The sequence below is a fragment of the Fluviicola chungangensis genome (genome assembly GCF_007558725.1).
In the GTDB taxonomy this organism is placed as follows: domain Bacteria; phylum Bacteroidota; class Bacteroidia; order Flavobacteriales_D; family Crocinitomicaceae; genus Fluviicola; species Fluviicola chungangensis.
Map to the genome: position 1 here is coordinate 154,613 of NZ_VLPL01000008.1, position 22,039 is coordinate 176,651.

Annotated in this window: 13 protein-coding genes; all 13 read left to right on the forward strand. The window is 38.8% G+C overall.

Features of this window, described 5'->3' with window-relative positions; genetic code table 11:
- Positions 1-25 precede the first annotated feature (25 nt).
- The 13 genes from FO442_RS15420 (at position 26) to nhaA (ending at position 22,037) form a co-directional block, all read left to right on the forward strand.
- Positions 26-778, forward strand: coding sequence for an ATP-grasp domain-containing protein (locus FO442_RS15420; protein WP_144334109.1), 753 nt, complete (start codon positions 26-28; stop codon positions 776-778).
- Positions 779-1,218: 440 nt separating this feature from the next.
- The gene (locus FO442_RS15425; RefSeq protein WP_144334110.1) at positions 1,219-1,719 is read left to right on the forward strand and encodes a hypothetical protein; all 501 of its coding nucleotides are present in this window, start codon (positions 1,219-1,221) and stop codon (positions 1,717-1,719) included.
- 114 nt (positions 1,720-1,833) lie between these two features.
- Entirely contained in the window at positions 1,834-4,194 is a 2,361-nt protein-coding gene (locus FO442_RS15430) for an outer membrane beta-barrel family protein (RefSeq protein ID WP_144334111.1), read from the forward strand.
- A 347-nt stretch (positions 4,195-4,541) separates the two neighbouring features.
- Positions 4,542-6,485 (forward strand): tetratricopeptide repeat-containing sensor histidine kinase, encoded by a 1,944-nt coding sequence (locus tag FO442_RS15435; RefSeq protein WP_144334112.1) that lies wholly within the window; start codon positions 4,542-4,544, stop codon positions 6,483-6,485.
- The gene (locus tag FO442_RS15440; protein ID WP_144334113.1) at positions 6,478-7,104 is read left to right on the forward strand and encodes a response regulator transcription factor; all 627 of its coding nucleotides are present in this window, start codon (positions 6,478-6,480) and stop codon (positions 7,102-7,104) included. Before FO442_RS15435 ends, FO442_RS15440 begins: the two co-directional genes overlap by 8 nt.
- Positions 7,105-7,314: 210 nt before the next feature.
- Positions 7,315-8,943, forward strand: coding sequence for a ComEC/Rec2 family competence protein (locus FO442_RS15445; RefSeq protein ID WP_144334114.1), 1,629 nt, complete (start codon positions 7,315-7,317; stop codon positions 8,941-8,943).
- A 113-nt stretch (positions 8,944-9,056) separates the two neighbouring features.
- Positions 9,057-13,013, forward strand: coding sequence for a hypothetical protein (locus FO442_RS15450; RefSeq protein WP_144334115.1), 3,957 nt, complete (start codon positions 9,057-9,059; stop codon positions 13,011-13,013).
- Between the two features lie 5 nt (positions 13,014-13,018).
- Positions 13,019-15,148, forward strand: coding sequence for a hypothetical protein (locus tag FO442_RS15455; RefSeq protein WP_144334116.1), 2,130 nt, complete (start codon positions 13,019-13,021; stop codon positions 15,146-15,148).
- A 331-nt stretch (positions 15,149-15,479) separates the two neighbouring features.
- Positions 15,480-17,291, forward strand: a complete 1,812-nt coding sequence (locus tag FO442_RS15460; RefSeq protein ID WP_186280177.1) for a LamG-like jellyroll fold domain-containing protein — start codon at positions 15,480-15,482, stop codon at positions 17,289-17,291.
- Positions 17,292-17,616: 325 nt separating this feature from the next.
- On the forward strand, positions 17,617-17,799 hold the full coding sequence (locus FO442_RS15465; protein ID WP_144334118.1) for a hypothetical protein: 183 nt from the start codon (positions 17,617-17,619) through the stop codon (positions 17,797-17,799).
- A 400-nt stretch (positions 17,800-18,199) separates the two neighbouring features.
- Positions 18,200-18,694: an SRPBCC family protein gene (locus FO442_RS15470; protein WP_222102005.1), complete on the forward strand. Its 495-nt coding sequence runs from the start codon at positions 18,200-18,202 to the stop codon at positions 18,692-18,694.
- A gap of 297 nt (positions 18,695-18,991) precedes the next feature.
- On the forward strand, positions 18,992-20,527 hold the full coding sequence (locus FO442_RS15475; RefSeq protein ID WP_144334120.1) for a SulP family inorganic anion transporter: 1,536 nt from the start codon (positions 18,992-18,994) through the stop codon (positions 20,525-20,527).
- Between the two features lie 187 nt (positions 20,528-20,714).
- Positions 20,715-22,037: a Na+/H+ antiporter NhaA gene (nhaA, locus tag FO442_RS15480; RefSeq protein ID WP_144334121.1), complete on the forward strand. Its 1,323-nt coding sequence runs from the start codon at positions 20,715-20,717 to the stop codon at positions 22,035-22,037.
- The last annotated feature ends 2 nt before the right edge of the window (positions 22,038-22,039 follow it).

The following is a 22,039-nucleotide window of genomic DNA, read 5'->3' on the forward strand; positions in this document are numbered from 1 at the left end:
ATATCAGTTTCTCTTACGGCCTATTATGATCTCAAAAGCATACATTCATGAATATGGTAACAACCGGGTTGAACCCGAACATTTGGATATAAAGGAAACTTTAGAAGCCAGGGGAATAGCCTGTGAATTGTTTACAATCAAAAGATTGATGAGAAACCAAATTGCTTTGGATAACCAAACGTTGGTAGTAGGCGACAATCCTACCATGATGACTGTCTTTAAAAGACTTGGAATTACCTGGACCAATGATTCGTATCCCGAAAGTCTCAGAAAATACTTGAATCGGACCATTTGGGAAAGCAGTGTTAGAAACTTACTGCTGGAAAGTCATGGAAATGAGATAGCCAACATTTTTGTGAAACCTAAGTCGAAAGCCAAACTGTTTACTGGATTTCTCATAAATTCCAATACAGGCTTATACCAGCTGGATGGAATAGCAAAGCATACCGATTTGTATTGCTCATCGGTTGTTAACTGGCTTTCCGAGTACCGGGTTTTCGTTACCAAATCAAAAATTGTCGGAGTTAAGAATTATGCAGGCGATGAAGGTTTACTATTGAATATGGAAGTGGTGGAAAGCGCGATCCGCGATTTTGATCAATCAAATCAGAGAACGGATGCCTATGGCATTGACTTTGGAGTTTTAGATGATGATAAAACGGCTTTGATCGAGTGGAACGATGGTTTTGCATTAGGTTCGTATGGACTTGATAAGGAAATTTACACTGAATTGATTCTCACAAGATGGGAGGAGATATTAAAAAAACGGAATACCTAACAGCAAATTATAGCAATTTCAGTATTTCTAATTGCAATACAAGCTCCAAATCTTCCATTAAAAAGTTAGAAGTTTCCCCGCTTGAGGTCACAAAGGAAAGCCAATCCGTTTAGGGTTGGCTTTTTTGTTTCTAAACACTAATATTTTAGCGTCTACCAGACAATTCGAAAAGTTAGAACTTTTTTTGAATTTGGTTAGAACTCTCCGATAAGGGTTCCTGGCCAAAAATGGGAATCAACTAAAACTAAGCAGCTATTTTGTTCGAAGAAAGGGGTTGATACAATAATGATAAAACTCTCCAAATTATTTAATTTCGATTTCTATTCAAATTGTCTCATAAAAAAGAATGCCAATCTAATATTGAAACTAAATATTGCCAGGCATAGAATTTTTATTGAAAATTGCTAACATTGTTTTATACCCCACGATTCGGAAATCTCATGAAGAAAATAGTTGTTATATTATTCATCAGCCTATCTAAACTTTCGATAGCACAATTGGACTATAAAGCCATGAAAGACACCATTTGTCCTTCTGTATGTGGTATTCGAGACAGTATAACATTAAGTGAAATCTATCCAAAATTATTAAACCTTGACACAAATCAAATCTCTGAAGGATTAGCAGATTATTACATTGATTTGTCAAATATTCAGTATGAGTTGTGCCTACGTAATCACTCTGATACAGCAATGTTAAGGCTTTCTTTAATTAGCGCTGAAAAAGCGTTATATCACAGTCCTAGAAACATCGAAATGTTATGGAATGCAGGATTTTTCTATCGGGTTCTTGGAGATTGCGAAAAGGCACTATATTATTTAAAAAGATATGGTGAAGCTTGTCCAAAAAAATATTGGAAAGATAATAAGGACCAAATAGCACTTTTATTGGGACATTGTCCTAATGAAGAGTTGAAACAAAAATTCAAAATCAAACAATAAAAACATTTTGAGAAACAGATAATTTTGTAACATTTTTAGCGTTAGCAGATTATAACGTCTGATTAACAGCATCAACCTCCACGGTGGCAAAGAGTGGAGAGCTTAGCACTATTTATGAAGATACTGACCCTAGCACTGATATTACTCCCGTTCACTTTAGTGGCACAAAACAGCCTTTCAGGAAAAATTTCAAATACTTCCGAAGAACCAGAGTTTTATTGCAAATTGTTGCTGATTAAGGATTCAGTGGTTCTTCAAACGGTGGCGACTGATTCAACCGGTAATTATCTTTTTGAAGTTCCGTCCCCGGGTGAGTATAAGTTAACAATTAAAGTTCCTTTTAAATCAATAGACACTCTAGTCACTATTGAAGGACAAACAAAATTCGATCTTAAAGTTGATGGCGGAAAATACTTAGATGATGTTGAAATAATTGGTAAGAAACCAACTGTAATTCGTAAAGTTGATCGTACCATTTTCAATCCGGCAAACATACCTGGTCTTGTTGGCGGAAATGCAAATGATGTGATAGATTTTGCCCCTGGAGTTTATATAAGTGGGGATGAAATACACTTATCCAATGGTTCGTCGGCAAAAGTCATGCTGAATGACAAACTAATTCCTCTAACTGGCGCAGAACTTATTTCTTTTATAAAATCAATACCTACTGAAGATATACAATATGTCGAAATTATTCCTGTTCCACCTGTAAAGTATGCGATTTCTTCAGGTGGATTGATAAATATTAGACTTGTTGTTGGTGTAACGAGAAAATTAAGTAGAGGTAGTATAACTGCAGATATTGGACAAAAGTTTTATACACAACAGAGTTATCAAGCGAATTATGCATATAGAAAAAATAAATTCAGTCTATATTCAAATTTATCTGTCATGATTAGCAAAAGTCGTTATGTAGGAATAAAAACAATTGATTTTGACACTACGGCTCATTGGAATGAAGAATATACAACAATTAGCCGTTATAATGGATTAGCTGCTGGACTTGGCTTAAATTATGAATTCAATCGAAAAACAGAAATAGGCGTTCTATATGTTGCCGACTTCTATGAATCTGGATTAAGAAATAATAGTCAAATTGACAACAGAAATAACAGTAGCCTGATAGCTTCTATTTCTAATTATTCACTAGATAAGTCTAATAATAAAAAACAATCGGTAAACATGAATCTCACAAGTAAATTGGATTCAACTGGGAAAAAGATTGATATAAACTTTGACTACACAAATTTTGTAACTAATGGAAAAGCTGAATATTTCACCAATACAATTACGCCAATTAAAGATTCTAATTATAGTCAAACTAATAGATTAGTACGTTCTGCAAATTTATTTTCGGCCGGTGTAGATTATGTTCAGCCAATTAAGTCGGTAAGGATTAATTTCGGAGGCAGATACTCTTTTACTTCTAATAAATATCACCTTTCAGTTTTCAATAATCTCTTAAATCAAGAACAGGAAGATACATTAAAGAGTAATTCATTCAATTATGACGAACACATTCAAGCTATATATACAAGTGTTGACTGGAAAATTAAACGATGGACTTTCCAAGTTGGAGTTAGAGGAGAGAATACGATTTATTTCGGCAATTCTCCGACTACGGGGTTAGAAATAACAAATAACTATTTTCAGCTCGTGCCCAAGATTTTTGCTATGTATGAGACTAAGGGAGGAAAATTTTGGAATATTAATTATTCAAAAGAATTTAATCGACCAAGCTATAATGAGCTAAACCCGTTTAAATATTATACGTCAAACTATCAATATAGAACAGGAAATCCATATTTAAAACCCTCTGTTTATCATTCCATTGGAATAAGCACAACTGTTAAAAGTTTTGATGTTAGTCTATACAGCTTTTATTCTACAAAAGATATGTCCACAGTAACAATTTATGACGATGCAACTCAGTTACAACAAACTACCATTGCGAATTTATTTTCTTCGAAAGGGATATTCACTTATATAAATTATTACAAGACATTCAAGAAGCGATTATCATTCGATATTAACTTTCTATTATCTTTTTCTAACACTGTTGTAAAACAAGTTATTACACCCCAAAATTTAAACGTGCTTACAGGGTCAATTGATGTAGGCATGAAGTACATTCTTGATAAGAAGGAAACCTTTTTTCTTAGTCTGAATGGATCGTATAGGTCACCTTTTTTCCAACAAATTACCTATCAGGTTGAGGCTCCATATACTAGAATGACATTACGGAAAATTTTATTGCATAACCAAATGAATATCCTTTTTTCATTTAATGATCCTTTCAGATTGATGAAGTTAAAATCAACAACAAAAAGTAATTCAACGACGATAAGAGACAATAATTATTTTGACACTCAAGCCATTTATCTATCAATTACATTCAAGCTTGGAAATAATAATATTAAGATCAATCAGCATTCTACCAATTCTACCGGCGAAGGAAGTAGACTTGGTAAATAACCATTAGATATTAAAGTTGTGCGCAGACTGAAGTATCTAATATAACCGCTTAGCAAAGTGCGATTGTAGCCTTCCCCGTTCTTTTTTGCCCTCAATACTCACACTCAAACTCGCTCTGTTTTTCAGGGCTTTTTCTTTAGTGTGAGTGTGAGAACTGAGAGTGATTAGATCTCATGTAAGTTTTCCATATCCGCCACAAAAAGTTTGACGTATTCCCGTTAGAGTGACCCTCTATTTCGCCAGTTAATAGTAGAATTCGAAAAACCGTGAGATTCACTGCATAGAAATACCCTTTTAAAACTGAACCTAAGATTGTATCTTCACGCCGAACTCTGGAAATCGTCCTTATGAAATGGATATACTTCTTTTTTGTACTTTTTTTCACAAACCTGGAAGTAAAAGGCACGAATCTTTTGTTTCAGAATCCACAAACAGTCACTCAACAGTCGAATTCCGGATTTTTTAGAAAATTAAATCAAACCCTGCGCTATCACAATCTTGATTCATTAGAGGTTATTTTCTCTGATTTTGTGAAAGATAAAATTAAAAACAATCAATTAGTTCAGGGACACGAGATTTTAAATCAAATCATTACAGATAACAAATTATCCGACACCTTAAAAATTCTAGCCTATAAAAATAAAGCTATTCTATTCGGTCAGATAGATTTTACCAAGAAAAGACAAGCCTTTAAGTCTGCCATAAAGATTATCAATCAAGAAGGAACTCTGCATGAGTTGCAACCCATTTATGAAATTGAAATTGCAAAAACCTATTTGTCGCAATCTAATTTTTTGAATGCTACCAAAGCCCTGAATCAAGTGAACATCGCAAGCATACAAAATGCGGAGAAGAAGGTAGAAGTTTTAGGGGTGTGCGCTCTTATTTATGCCAAAATGGACGACACGATTCAAGCAATAAACAAATTAGACGAAGCAATATCCATTGCCAGAAAAAACAACGATTATTTTGGATTAGGAACGATTCATTCTTCTTTAGGAAATATTTATTCTACCAATTTCCATCAACCCGAAAAAGCAATAACACACTTTCGTATTTCAATGAACGCTTTTGAAAAGGCTGGTTATGACCATTATGCTTTAGGAAGTCAGGCAGATATCGGTGTAACTTATTCACGCATGAAAATGCTGGATTCTGCGCTTTATTACCTTCAAAAATCCTATGATGAATCAATCAAAACGGGGTCGATTTATGATCAGTCTATTTGTGCAAAAGAATTAGGAATAGTGTATAATCAATTAAAACAACCTCAGAAAGCCTTGAAGATGTGCCGGGAAGCAAAGGATTTAATTTGGGAGTATAGCAGTAATAACTTCCGCTATTCATGTGTGTCTTGTTTGTCAAAGGCGTATGAAGCCTTGCATCAATACGATTCTTCGCTCTTTTATTACAAGCTCTATCATCTATACCGGGATAGCACATTGAATACCGAAGAAACCAAAGCCTTGGCAAAATTCAATGCGGAATTAGAAAAACAAGTGTTTGTTGCCAAACAGGAAAAAATCAATTTAGAAAAAGATCAGCTTTTAAAAACAAGGAAACTATCAATTACCTTTCTGAGTATATTGGCAGTATTGATCAGTGGTATTTTTCTCTTGGTATTGAGAGGGAATAAAAACCGGAAAAAACGAGAGCTGATTGAACAAGAAGAAAGAAGTCAACGAGCCTTTTCCCAACAATTGTTGCAGTCGCAAGAGGATGAAAAAACACGAATTTCCAGAGAGCTTCATGACTCGGTAGGACAAGATTTAATTCTATTAAAAAACAAAGCACAGTCTTTAAAAGATCACGGACTGGAAACCAGTATTAGTGAAACTTTAAATAGTGTTCGAAGAATCACTCAGGGTTTACATCCTTTTGTCCTGGAACAATTTGGCTTGACTGCCGCCCTAAAAAAATTGATTGAATCAGTAGATGCAAACAGTTCTATTTTTATTTCCGAAGAAGTGGCTGAAATTGACAATCTATTAACCAAACAACAAGAACTGGGTGTTTATAGAATTGTTCAGGAATCGATCAATAACATATTAAAACACTCCGAATCTCCTTCGGCCTTCATTGGTGCAGCAAAAGAAACAAACGCCATTGTTGTGACTATCAAAGATTACGGTAAAGGATTTGATTGGAGTGAGAAATCAAAAATAAAAAACTCCTTAGGGATGAAAACACTTCAGGAAAGAGCGAAAATAGTGAACGCTGAATTGAGCATTATATCAATAGTAGGAAAAGGAACGACTATTCATTTAAAAATACCCGTTAAAGATGCCTAAAATAGTTATTGCAGACGACCATCCCTTATTGCTGGAAGGCTTGTATAATCAGCTTTCCAATTTGGGGTATACCGAATTATTCAAAGCAATTGACGGAAGCGAAGCGTTGAAATTAATCATTGAGGAAAAGCCTGACATTGCAATCTTAGACATTGAAATGCCCATCATGGATGGTTTGTCAATCACCAAGCATTGTAAAGAAGTGAACACCGAAACGAAATTCATCATCTTATCTTATCACAAAGAAGTTGAATTTATTGCGAAGGCAAAGGCATTGAATATTTCGGGATACATCTTAAAAGAGGACGCCTTGTCTGAAATTGAAAACTGCATTCAAACGATTTTAAACGGGAAGGAATATTACAGTACTGTTTTTGATCATGCGGATCTGAAAAAAGTGAATTCTACCCTTGGTTTACTTGAAAACCTGTCGCCATCCGAATTGAAAATCCTCAAATTAATTGCTCAGAGTTACAGTAGTAAAGATATTTCTGATCAATTGTTTATATCAGAACGCACCGTAGAAAAACACCGCAGCAACATCATTATCAAGCTCGACTTAAAAGGAAAAACAAATGGTCTTTTGGAATGGGCCATTGAAAATAAAAGTGCGCTTTAATTCCTTGGTGCCAACTATTCCCGTTCAGCCCCTGTTATTGACGCGAATTCCGTATCACTACGTATAGGATTACGTGTCTCTACGTATTGATTTACACCTATTCATCCGGTAAGTTTGTTTCGATAATTGTTCTTTCATAAACGAATGGAGGAATCAATTTAACCAAGGGTTCACGATTCGGAAGCTCTGTTTAGCAATGAATACAGGTTGATGAGATATAGTTTAGAGATAATACATTTAGATGTAGGGCAGGGAGATTGTTCGGTACTTTTCGTGAGAGATCAAAATGATCATGGAAAAATTGTTCATACAGTGGTAATCGACTGCGGTGGTGCGAGACAGTATGAGGATCGTAACGAGGAAAGTACTGAATCACATCGGGTTCTTTATGACTGTCTGCTAAAATATGGAGTTGAACAAATTAATGTAATTATCCTGTCCCATTATGATAAAGATCATTACATGGGCATTACCGAGCTGATGAACATAGCGGCAGGAACTGATACGCCACCTTATTTGCGTAACCTGTTTCGTGAAACAATCCTATATGATCAGGGTTTTTCTTTGGGTTTGAGGTATGATGGGGGAGAGCACCCCATTATTGATAATACCAGCATGACAGGAATCAATAATCTTGAATTTTATTATGGTATAGCAAAATTACTTCATCAACAACCGCTTTATGATATCAATGGGAACCTGCTTCCGGCATTCGATAGAAACGGTAGGATTATTCCACAAAATGTGACCAATGTAATGCGTGCCTGCGAATTTGTTTTTAGCGGAAATCCCCATCGCTATAAGAAAGGTATTGAAACCCATGACCATCTTCCGAATAATATAGGAGGATCTATTTCTATTCAAAGAGGGGTTTTAAACCAAAATGTGGATTCTGACGAATGGGGTATATATGATGAACATGAATTTCAGCCGTGTGACTATCTCCTTGGCCGTGATTTGATGGTTGGACCAATGATAAATAACCCTTATGGTATTGGACTGGAATGTGTTATTGTGAACGGACATGCACTCACTTATGATTCCGATACGGACGAAATTAATTCAACTATCGCATACCAAGGTGTTGGTGATGACAACAAATTTTCCATTGGATTATTACTGATAATGGGAGAATTCACCTATTGGTTTGGAGGTGATTTAGAAAAGGAGCAGGAACGAAACTGTGTATCGTACATACAACATCGCGCGAACGGTCAGTTAAGTTGCATGAAGGCCGGGCACCATGGCAGCAGTACTTCCAGCGATGACTATTTTTTGAATACCTTAAAACCAACTGGGGTCATCATTTCATGTGGACATCACGATTCATTCAACCATCCGCACCTTTCAGTGATTGAAAAATTGTATCATGCGACTTACATTCAAAGAGTATTGATGACTTCCTGTCACAATATAGATGTTCAAAACCTTGATTATATTCCTGCTAGAAACAGCCCTTTTAACCCGGATTTTAAGTTTGGAATAGCCGGAGGAACAGATATTGACAATGTAGATTACCTTGGACACATCAGTGTTACCGCTAAATACAATGGAGGTGTTCTCAACTGGGATTTACAGTATTTTGAACAATGTATTTTCTTGCAAGAATTTCTTCTTCGCTCCGAGTCACCTGAAGTTCCGTCCATTTTATTGGCTCATGCACCCTCAAATGCCATGGAGATTGTTGACCATAGAGGAGAATTTATGATTGATAATGCACATTGGAGTTATGACCGCATTATTATTGATTCTGATGACGGCACAGCAGACAATCAACAGTCCTTTTTCTATACTGGATCGACTAATTTTTTTTCTTTTAAAGGATCAACGAACCAATGAGTCATACGATACACCTTAATAATCTGAAGACAGGCAATGAACTTCGTATTGCTGTAGATCAAATTGGTCCACGTAACATCCGGTCATTCTTAAAAAGATGTCAATTTGAATATGTGAGTGGAACGATCACACATATCGAGGAAAATAATCCCGATCAAAGCAAGGTGCAGATTACCATGAGCACTGATTTGGCACTTCCGCTTGCAAATAATAACAGTCCGGCCACTTTTTCTTCCATAAAATTTACTTTACAGGAGTCAGATACCGGGGTCTCTTATACATATATTGAAGGAGAAGGCACCACCGTTTTATTTGAAAACGCTGTTCAATGGACTTCCAAATCGCCGGAATCCATATTCGGTGGAGCATTTCTATTGGAAATCCATTCGAACCAACTTCCAGATGTGATAACCGGTCAGTTAGTAACGAACCGGCTTAAAACAATTGCAAACAATATTGCAGCACATTTTAACTTAAATCAGGTATTTACGTACGAACTTTTACCCCATTATGTTGAGCGTTTAAGGGTACAGCATAGGCTGTCATTTACACTTCCGGACCTTGATTTCGGATCTTTTCATTCACCTATCCGAAATCTTCAGCTATTTATCGGGATTCTTGATAGTGCAGATAACACGTCAGCTCCATTACAACAAATTCAAATTACCGGTTCCATGCTATTGGATGCAACTCGCAATGTCGGGTTTGATTTCTTCATTGAGCCGGATGAGAATTTACGCTGTACCGTTAGAATTACCCCGATTGATCAAAAATCGTTTCCTGGAATCAACGATATTGCGGTAGCATTTGGATTAACGGAGTTGTCGGAACGGCTAGACGAGGTTTATACACAGTATGAAATACTGCAAAACTTTGAAGTGACAGCTCTTCAAATGACCTTGGATTTAAAAAAGACCTCCATTGTTACTGCTACCTTACGTGGTCGATTAACGATTGATGGGGTAGAGGTCGCTTATACATTACGATATCCGGATTATTCACTCAGTCTCAGTCTTATTTCGGGAAGCACAATACCGCTCGGGACTTTTATTCACACATTCGTTCCGAACGAATCCATCTTACCGGAAGGTTTAAACATCGATACATTAAATGTCAACTTTAGACTGAAGCCACTTCATTTTGATGGTACAATTGGTATTTCTAACGTGCTGAAAGTAACGGTTGGGGATTCTGAATTGACTTTTGACAGGGTACGTATTCATGTGGAGAAGTCAAAAGACAGCCCCGTTCTTGGGAGCATTGATGCCAATTTTACACTTTTTGGAACCGATTTACATGTACATGCCTCCGGCAGGAATCGCATGAATAAAGAAGCTGGCTGGTATTTTGAATCAGATGCAGCAGTTGAACATGCGATTCATTTAAAGGATGCGCTCGCTCAGCTTTCAGAGTGGTTTAATTTCACAGTTCCCGAAACCATTCCGGATATAACCTTATCCGAACTAAGAATTGATTTTGAAACCAAGTCAACGAATTTCAATCTTTCTGCAAGAGCTCAATTAAATGAAAAGTTAGGTCCTGTGGATAGCGGAGAAATCGAATTGAAAATTCATTTCACAAAAAATGAAAATAACAAGCATGATTTTCAGTTAATACTCTCCGGAGAAATCACTATTGAGCAATCCCATCTTGGATTCAATATCGATGTAGGTCATAAAGATTGGTCGCTCTCAATCAATTGGGAGGCAGAAAAGGGTAAAGGATTGCATTTAACCGAATTATTAACCCATTTATTTACGGATATCGACTTGAGTGATATTCCGCAGAGTACCGTTGATGCACTTACCCTTTCTAAGATCGCGTTATCTTATCAGAACAATTCTAAGACTATTCGCTTAATTGTTGAAACCGTTGGCGGTGAACAAGCGGTAATGGTTGGAAGTAAAGGCTCTTCTAATTTGGAGTTTTTATTTGGAATTCAATATAATAGTCCACAGAAAGAAAATGTACCTTTCAAACCGGAGCGTGATGCACTTCATTTTATGAATTTGAAAGCGGCGGCACTTATTGTTGCAACCACGGATTTTTCAAGTTTCGATTTACCTGACCTCCCTAACTTTACAACCCAAGGGCTTAAGATAGATAAAGGCATGTATCTCCTGTTGGACGTTACCTTTAAAGAAAATCAAGCCCTCCATATTGATGCACTTAAAAAATCACTGAAATCTCCGGAATTAATCCTTAGAATCGGATACGACAGTGATTTGAAAAGCGGAATAATCGAAGCGGATTTAACGAATTTACGTATCGGGAATGACCAGGGAGGCTTACTGTTGGAGCGTGTTTCGCTGATCATTACAGCGCCAGTAATTTCGTTTATACTCGAAGCAAAAGCTACCGTGACATTTAACGGGCATGTTATTTCGGGGGCAGCTGCTATTAATATCTCACCGGACCAACTGGAGGGAGGTTTTGCAATTACAGGCGGCAAAGACGGACTTCGTTTTCCAGATTTACCGGATTTTGTAATACATGATCTTGAATTCATGTTGGGAGAGGTATTCGCTGTTCCGGGAGTAGAATTCGGATTGAAAGGAACGATGGACATTGGAAGCAGAAAAGGGAATGAATTCGGATTCATGTTGGAAATGGTAGGAGACATTCCCAATCCGCGGTATCTGCAATTGAATGTGACACACGTTGGTTTTGTTCCATTGTTAGGTCTGCTTTTCGAAAGTTTGAAACTTAAAAATGAGCAACAGAGAGCCTTGTTCTTTGGTGCCGAACACCTGGAACTATACTGGTCGGAAGTACGAATGGCCTTGCCGGATAGCACCATTATTCAACCCGGTTTCGGGGTGAAAGCCGAACTGAATCTTTTTGGCTTCAAACTCTTTGGGATGTTGGAAATGGATGAACATGACGGGGTTCAGGGTCATTTTATGATGAATCCCATATCTATAGATATTCTTCAAATAACCGGAAATAGTGCAGGCTTAACTATCAAACAACGTAGAAACCCGGAAACACATGTTTTGGAGGATGTCCAAAACTTTATGCCTGTACAACAGCTCGGAGAGACCATAGTTCCAGGTAGGGTTGTTGTCAAGCCTAATGGTCCCGTTATTAACCTGAGCACTGCCACTTCTCCCTATATAAACGGGGATTTTAGTGTTCAATTATTCGATTTGGTTAGTACCGGTGGTGCAATAGAACTCAAAGAGGATGGTTTTGAGTTGGATTTTAATTACTCATTCGGAGATATTATCGGATTTACCCTGGCAAGTTCACTCACCATGAATGGGGAATTCCATGCAAGCGGGGGCTTTTATGTTGGGGTAGTTAAGCGTATTAAAGGCGAATTTCTTGGAGTGAAATTTGATTTTAGTGTCGATCTGATCTTTGGTGCTTCGCTTGAAATACATGTGAGTAATGAACAACCTAAAATGATTGATGTCTCTTTTTATGTCGATTTATTCGGCTGGAGAATGGATTCAGGAAGTAACGAAAAACCCATCGTATTTGATAAGATCAGTGAACTGTCTCCGATTATGATAGATCGATTGGGAGGTACAATTCTGAAGAACGTGGAAGATATTATCCTGTTTATTTTCGATCAGGATGAATGGCTGAGAGAGCATCATGCCATTTCCAGAAAAGAATGGTTGGACCGACAAAATGAAAAACGTAAATCCTACATCAAAGAAATAGTAGATTCTGCCCGGATTCAAGCAGAAAGATTACAAGAATGGAATCTGCATCATGCAGAAATTACGATCCGGAGGGAACGGATTCGAACGGATAGTATAAAAACAGCCGGTGAAATGCTCACATTGGGCACGCAGTATCTGGAAAGTCATCAGGAAGAAGCACAAAGAATATTGAGCCAATGGATTGATAAAAAGAAACCGTTAAAACCAGATATGCGAACAATCGCTAAGGATCCGCACGCGGAACAGAGAATTGCTGATATCGCACATTGGCAATCAATCATCAGCTTACACAATCCGGAAGATATTCGGAATAGAATCCATGCCGATGCGGAAACCAGGATACAGGGGATCAGAGATCGTGCACAACAAGCAGTACAGAAACATCAAAAAAAATAATCCTTATGCCAGACAAACGATATACCGAAGAGCAGAAAAACGCAATGGTTGAAGTACTCACGAAAGTTGGTGGGCCTGTGCAGGAAATTGTTCATGACACGCTCCAAAAAAGTAGTATTGAGATCGTAGAACAGGCTGAGAAAATTCTGGAAGAAGATCTAAACGACCTCATTAAACAAAATAGCTTAGAAGAAAAAGTCAGCAGTGAGAATTCCCTTATCGGTAAGGGGTTCCGTGGAGCTTCGTGGTTATTCATGTATACCAATACCAGATCACTCTTTAATTATGAATTGGGATCAGCGGATCAATGGGAATCAAAAGACCGTTTCGAACAAATCCGGAATATGCAGATCGTAGATGAAAATACGGTTCGGATTTTAGACAACCAAGTGGTTGTTGCAAGCAGAAATGTTGCTCATGCACGGATCGATCAAACCGAGGTTACAACGATTACTTGGCCATTGTTTTCGGCACACTTCCATGCAGAAGGCACTTGGGTCACCAACAGCACAAGAATGTGCTATGTTTCAGCAAACAATCAAATCAGAAGGGAATTTAATCATTCTTTACCTATCCCTATGCCGATCCCCGGAGCCACCAGAAGTCAGTTTTTACTAGCAGATCATCTTCGGAATATTCTTTTTGTAGTTGACAACAATAAATTGTGGAAATTTAAGATTCATCCCGCTATTTTAACCAGCCACTTTGAGCCCGTTAGAATTTCCGAGCCGGAGCACATTCATACTTTTAAGGAAGTTAGGTTCTTCAAAGATGCGCAATATTCAGAAAAATTAGGGATAATCTATTTGATTCCGGAAACAGCAAAAGCCATCTATGCCTTTCACCCCCATACCAATTACTCACTTAGAATCGGTAAAGAAACACCGGTAATAAAAGTGCCGGCACCGATTCGCCCGTATAGAGACTTTTCGCTACAATGCATGATACACATCAATGCACTGGAAAATCTAAGTGAATATTCCCTATTGGGCGGAGTTGGAATGCCCACTGTTTTTATACGACCAAGAGACTCCGCACTAATTTTTAGGTGGTATGCCCCTGGTAATACGCATTCCGAACCCTTGATTGATCTGGCTTTCCCGAAGGCTTTTGAAGGGTGTGTTGGAAAATGGATCACTTTAACGGTCTCCATGGACAGCAAAAAACTGAACATTCATTGCAATGGGAAATCGTTTGAGCACCAGCTTACGGATATTTATCCCACTTGTTGGAATATGAAACCATCAGATCTTTTTGTAGGCACAATTCCGGATTTGCCTCATCACACAGGTCAAATCCAATCAGCAGATTTTTGCATTGCAGAACTTCGGGTATGGAATATGGCTTTAAGTAAAACAGAAGGAAAAAAAGCAATTACGAATTGGCTCGTGAGCAGTAAGGATGGATTCCCTAAAGGATTAAGCCGGTATTATAGATTTGATAGGGCACGAGCAGCTTCTTTTCAATTCAAGCAGGAAAAATTTGACTATCATTTAGGAACAGAACTCGTACGGAAATTAGAACAAGTGGAAGGCTTGGAATCTGCCGATTGGTCTGATGTTGAACCGCCTTCTTTTTATGCTGATCTCATTAAAATAGCAGAACCAAACAATGTAAAAATACGCTCCGGCTTAAGTATCTGTGAAACATCTCAACAGGTTTTCTGGGGCGAAGATAAAACTCTCAGAACTTCCGAAATATATGGGGCATCTGCTCTTGGAGTTGAGACCCCGGAGTCAATCGGAATAATTCCGGATACCGCCGTCATATTGAATTCAAAATGGCAGGGGTTCACACATTTACAGTATCTGAAATATGCAAAAGCCCAACAACTAAGAGAAGTGGAATCAGGAAATGATTTGATTCATGCTGCCCGTATGCAAACTTATCTGGAACTTACCTGGATGCATCAGGAGAATGAAAAACGTATAAACGATGCGAAGAAATTCAGAAAGAATGATGTTACCATTAATCAGCATGCTAAAAAGCAAAAACGATTCTTAGAAATACACGATGCAAAACGAAAGATACAGGAAGAAGAAAATCTGCTTGTAATTGAAAAGATATCTAATGCCAGAATGGATGCTCTTGAGAAAATTCGTAACGCACGATCAGAAGCAATCAGAAGAAGGTAAGAGGATAGATTGGTTTTTATTCTTGTCCGGAGGAAAGAAGATTCTTTGATTAAAATTCCTGTTTTATGGTGTTTCTAACTTCATAGATACGTGCTGATACGTACTATTTTACGTGTTGCCCCGCATTGTATCGCATCTGGAGCAATTGTAGTTTTGTGTTAACAAATTCAGAATGAAAAAGAGTACACTATTTTGCAAACACTTCCGCTCAGTTTTATGACTTTTAGTCAAGCAGGAATTTTGAGCCAATTAGCAGGATTAAACAACGATGTACACGAATGCGTTTTGTCTTTGTGAATATACACAACACATTGAAAAACAAACCATAAGAATGAAAATTTTATTACTTCTGCTTACGATTCATTTGTCATTTTGCTCATATTCGCAACTTGCGGGAAATGCACTGCGTTTTGACGCTTCAAACGGATATTGTACGGCAAATTTACCAACTGTGTTTGACAATATTCCTTCCAATGATTTTACCATTGAGTGTTGGGTTAAACAAGAATCGAATACCACCTCCAAGCGTGTGTTTTTTGCTCAAAAAGATGTAAATAATTTTTGTTCAATCCTGGTAAACGGTGTGAATGTAGCCTATTTTTTTCTTTGTGATAATGGTACATACTACAGTGTGAGTACGCAGGTAACACTTTCACCTTTGCAATGGACACATCTGGCATTTACCTGGGATGCCAGTACAAATACAATAACATCTTACATCAACGGAATTCAGGTTAATGGGATCAATGGAGGGTCTTCTACTTTTGGAAATGACGGAGTCATGACAATCGGAGCCAGATCTGATGGACAACAAATTTATAAAGGTTCCATCGATGAATTAAGAGTATGGGACGATATCCGGACGCCTTGCGAAATCTTTGGCTCAATGAATAGTGAATTTACAACAGCACAGCCAAATTTAGTAGCGTCGTACAGCTTTAATGAAGGTGTAGCAAATGCCACCAATACAGGAGTAACCACCTTGAATGACCTAACCACTACCTACGATGCTACATTAACAGGCTTTCTATTGAGTGGAACCACTTCCAATTGGGTCACATCCCAGGCAGGGATCACCCAAACCAACAACAACAGTGAAACTTACTTGTCAAATGATATCGTTACAGCATGCGGAAGCTATACGTGGATTGACGGAAATACCTATTTTGCAGATAATAATTTAGCGACTTATACTTATACCAGTGTCAATGGTTGCGACAGTACCATACTTCTGGATTTAACCGTAGATTTACCAGTAATGGCAGATGCACCAACTAATATAATTGAGTGTGCTTACTTTGAACTGCCTGTACTTTCAAGCGGATCATACTTTACTGCTACAAATGGCGGAGGAACACCATTGAATGCCGGTGATTCGGTATCGAGTTCCCAAACCCTGTATGTTTACGCCGAAAATGGAACGTGTTCAGACGAAAACTCTTTTTTGATCACGATTGATTCGGTTGTTACTGCAGATTCACCAGGTGATGTAACCGCTTGCGATAGTTACGAATTGCCAGCACTTACTTTTGGAAATTATTTTACTGAAAGTAATGGAGGCGGATCATCACTCCTGGCAGGAGATTTGGTTTCCGGTTCGCAAACAATTTTTGTGTATGCTGAAAACGGAACCTGTTCAGATGAAAATTCCTTTACCATTTCAATCAATGAATCCCCACTAAATACAGTAAGTGTTGCAGCCAATCTTTTAACGGCAGATCAAGCAGGGGCCTCCTACCAGTGGTTGGATTGTAACAATGGAAATACTCCCATTTCTGGAGCAACAGGACAGAACTACTCGCCAACAATGAATGGAAGTTATGCTGTTGAAATAGCAGAAAATGGTTGTGTTGACACTTCTGCTTGTGTGAATATTGCGACAATAGGAATTGATGAAAAGACGTTTACCAGTAATATTATTTTATTCCCCAACCCAACGAGTGGAATGCTGACCATTGTTTCTGACATTGAGTTTGCTAATGCTTCACTAACTGCTCGCAATGTATTAGGGCAAGAAGTGTATCGTAAAATGTATTCATCAGTGAAACAGATAGATTTGAATTTGGAGGGCGCTGTTGGAGTTTATTTCATTGAAATAGTTGATGGAGGTAAAGTATCCCTATTAAAAGTTATAAAAGAGTAAAAGTTTCAGACAAAATCTAAACGTGTGCGGGAGTATATCTCAAAGAACCCAGTAATATCTCCAGTGGGACCATCCTTTTGAGACAGCCTGTCAAAAAGTTTGAAGTAAACTCTCCATATCCTCCCACAAATACTTAGATATTTCCCCGCTCACTTTTTTGTTTCAAGAAATTCAGCTGACAGAGCATTCCGACATCTACAGTTGGGATATCGGTAAGAAATACAAACAGACGGTTATCCAGATATGACAATAATCATCTTTTGAGATTAAGAGTATCATATCGGGGAAACTATTTTTTTGTGAACTTGTCAAAAAGTTTAAGATCATGAAAGAAAAAATTAAGCAAAATGCACCTCATAGTGCCGTCTATGGCTTGGGACTTATCGGTGCAGCAGTTTATTACATCTCAATAGCAACAGGATTTTGGATGGGGGTGCTTGGTTTTCTAAAAGCCTTGGTATGGCCCGCTTTTCTTGTTTATGAAGTTTTGAAAGCGCTACATACCTGATGAAAGCTATTCCGCACCAGTTGCTTATTATGTGCTGGCAAAGTCTTATCCAAAAAGTCAGACATTTCTCTGAACAGGGTCAAGAAAAGCTTTGACAGGTTTGTGATTTAATTTTTTCGATGCAGTCTCTGCAGAAGAGAGTAACACAGCAATGTACTATCGTAACGGGGGCTGGCGTTTTACATCGGCTCTTTTTGTATATTTCTCTCCGGGAACTCTTCCCGGATTCATATCCCTTTGCCATTCTTTTCGGTTATTCCCATAAGTAAATTCAGAAAAGTGATTTAAAATTTGCGCAACTAAATAATTGCATATATATTTGCAACTAATTGGTTGCGTAATTAAAAAAGGCAAACAAAGAAATGAAATACATAACGATCAATAATTAAAAAAAATGAGTATGGACACGTTACAATTTGATTTTACGGTTGACAAATCAACCAACTCGGTTTTGGTAATCAGAGAATTCGATGCGGCACTTCCGCTGGTTTGGGATGCATTTACGAAACAGGAAATTTTGGACCAATGGTGGGCACCCAAACCGTTCACGTCCAAAACAAAGCATATGGACTTCAAGGAGGGAGGAAGAAGGTTTTATGCGATGGTCAGCCCTGAAGGAAATGAAAGTTGGCAAATCCAGGACTATACATCCATCAGTCCAAAAACCAATTTCAAGTATTTCAGTGTTTTTGCAGATAAGGACGAAAATCCTCATTTGCCGGGTTCTCATTGGGATTTGAACTTTACGGAACAAAACGGGATCACCAAAGTAAGTATGACCATTTACAATGAGTCGCTTGAACGATTGGAAAAAATGATTGAAATGGGCTTCAAAGAAGGCTTCACTATGACTTTAAACGAACTAAATAGATTATTGGAAACGTTGAAGAACTAATAATCAAATCGGATCTATCCTGCTTGAACAGCGAAAAGAAACGGGCATTTAACACGGGTTGAATGCCCGTTTTTCTTTTGCCTCTGTAAACCACTGTGTCCGAGGTGATCGTCCTGTCTCCCTTTCAGAACTTAGTTATCGCCTCGGATTTGCTATCTTTGCGCCCGGTTGTGCAAATTGGAAGAAAGATTTAATATAATCCGGTTACTTCGTCTTGAGTAACTTATTTTCCAAACCGCCCATAAATGTACTATTCTTAACGGGGAGTTTATTCCTCATCAATGATACTTTTTTCGAATGAAAAAATATTTCAATTTATTCGATCTCAACCAGGAGGTCAATTATAGAACAGAAATTCTTGCAGGGTTAACTGTGGCAATGACCATGATCCCGGAGTCGTTGTCGTTTGCTTTGTTAGCCGGTTTTCCTCCACTTGTCGGGTTGTATGGTGCATTTATTATGGGCTTGTTTACGGCTATTTTTGGCGGGCGGCCGGGGCTGATCTCAGGTGGCGCCGGAGCAACCGTAATCGTTCTCATTGCGCTGATGCAGTCGCACGGAATCGAGTACGTTTTTGCAGCGATAGCACTTGCAGGAGTATTTCAAATGCTCGTTGGGCTTTTTAAACTCGCCAAGTTTATCCGGTTGGTACCGCAATCTGTGATGTATGGTTTTGTAAATGGACTGGCAATCGTCATTTTCCTTGCTCAGATTTCTCAATTCAAAACAACGGGTGAACATGCCGGATGGATGACAGGTTCGGCCCTTTGGACCATGGCAGGATTGGTAGCATTGACAATAGGGCTGGTGATCTTCATTCCGAAAGTTACCAAAGCCGTTCCTGCATCACTTTTGGCAATTATTATCCTGTTCGGATTGGTTTATTTCATTGGAATTGATACCAAAACGGTTAGCGATATTGCATCTGTTCAGGGCGGATTACCACCTTTTCACATTCCGCTCGTTCCCCTGGAATTGGATACACTGTGGATCATTGCTCCTTATGCGGCAATTATGGCGGGAGTAGGTTTGACGGAAGGGCTGCTGACATTGAATCTGGTTGACGAAATGACACAAACGAAAGGTAACGGGAATCGTGAAAGCATCGCGCAGGGAGGAGCAAATATATTGAACGGATTCTTTTTTGGTATGGGCGGATGTCCGATGATTGCTCAAACCCTGGTCAATTTATCTGCGGGAGCAAGAGCAAGGCTTTCGGGAATTATTTCAGCACTCACCATCCTGGTCATTGTTCTTTTCGGTGCACCGGTGATTGGGAAGTTGCCAATAGCCGCGCTTACGGGAGTCATGATTATGGTTGCAATCGGGACGTTTGAATGGACGAGTCTGCGAATTTTCGGCAGAATGCCCAAAGCAGATATTATTATTATGCTGGTGGTGACGCTGATTACGGTGTTTATGCACAACCTGGCTTTAGCCGTGCTGATCGGGGTAATCATTTCTGCATTGGTTTTTGCATGGGAAAATGCCAAACGGATCCGTGCAAGGAAATATACCGACGAAAACGGGGTGAAACATTATGAGATCTATGGACCGCTCTTTTTTGGCTCTGTAGCAGCATTCAATGAAAAATTTGATGTGCCGAATGATCCGCAGGAAGTGGTGATTGATTTTTCTGAAAGCAGGGTAGCGGATATGTCAGCCATTGAAGCGCTCAATTCCTTGACCGAACGTTACCTCAAAGTTGGAAAAACACTCCGTTTACGGCATTTAAGTGAGGATTGTACGCGGCTTCTGAACAATGCAAATAAAATCATTGAAATCAATGTGGTGGAAGATCCCACCTATAAGGTAATGGAAGATAACAGGTAAACACACGTTCTGCCGATTCTCTTGTTTTCAATTTCAGTATGACTTAGAATTCTCAGCAGATTTCCATTGCAGTTACAGTGAATTTAGTTGATTTAATTCGATCTTGAATAGGTGTAAAATGAGCAAATGTTCCCGGGAAAAAATGGTATATTTAACGTTTTTCAAAAACGAATAAACTCACCGGAATATGGAAAAGTCGCCTATTGAAATACTTCTTAAGCCAGTCAACCGATTCATTCATAGGGAGTTTACCGGTGGTATCGTTTTGTTTTCCTGTGTGGTGCTTGCAATCTTTCTTGCAAACTCTCCCTGGCAGGAAAGTTACTTCCATTTTTGGGAGCAGAAATTTGTCGTGGATTTTGATGGATATGCCCTGGATAAACCCTTGCATGTTTGGATCAATGACGGATTGATGGCGCTGTTTTTCTTTGTTATCGGACTCGAATTGAAACGGGAGTTCATGGCAGGGGAATTGTCTACTCCGCGCAAAGCTGCATTGCCTATGATAGCTGCTCTGGGTGGTATGATTGTGCCTGCAATCATTTATGTTTTATTCAATGTGGGAGGAAGCGGGTTGAAAGGATGGGGAATTCCCATGGCAACCGATATTGCTTTTGCGTTAGCCTTGCTTTCACTTTCCGGAAAAGGAATTCCCTCATCGGTAAAAGTATTCCTTTCCGCACTTGCTGTTGCAGACGACCTGGGAGCAGTGCTGGTCATCGCTTTCTTCTATACCGCTCATATTTCTGCCGTTCCTTTATTGATCGGAGGTGCATTGTTGTTGTTGCTGTTGTTGGGAAATTACCTGGGAGTTCGCAGTACCGGTTTTTATCTTGTAATCGGAATCGCTGTCTGGATTGGCTTTTTGCTCTCGGGTGTTCACGCAACCATAGCCGGGGTATTGGTCGCATTTACCATACCGGCCAGGACCAAAATTGATGAAGAAGAATTTATCAGGAAGAACCGGCAATATGCCGATAAGTTTGCGGAAGCGATCCCGTTGGAAGGTACATTGACAACTCCCGAGCAGCACGATAGGATCCAGGATATGAAAAAATTGTGCCTGGCAGCTGAAACACCCTTGCAGAAAATAGAAGAAAACCTTCATCCCTGGGTTTCATTTGTCGTCATGCCATTGTTTGCACTGGCTAATTCGGGGATGATCCTGAACGGGGATTTTCTGTCCATGATCGCCAATCCGATAAGTCTCGGAATCGTGACAGGTCTTGTGGTGGGTAAATTCATAGGAGTATTCTCATTCACCTGGCTCAGTGTCCGGTTCAAAATAGGCGTACTTCCCGAACGATCCAATTGGATGCACATCCTCGGAGTATCGGTACTTGCCGGTGTTGGTTTTACGATGTCCTTGTTTGTCACGGGACTGGCATTTAAAGAAAGTGAACTGACAGATCAGGCAAAATACGGGATTCTTACTGCATCTGCGCTGGCGGGAATAGCAGGAACTGTGATTCTCAAAATAGCACAAAGAAGAAAGAAGACTTCTTCATAAAA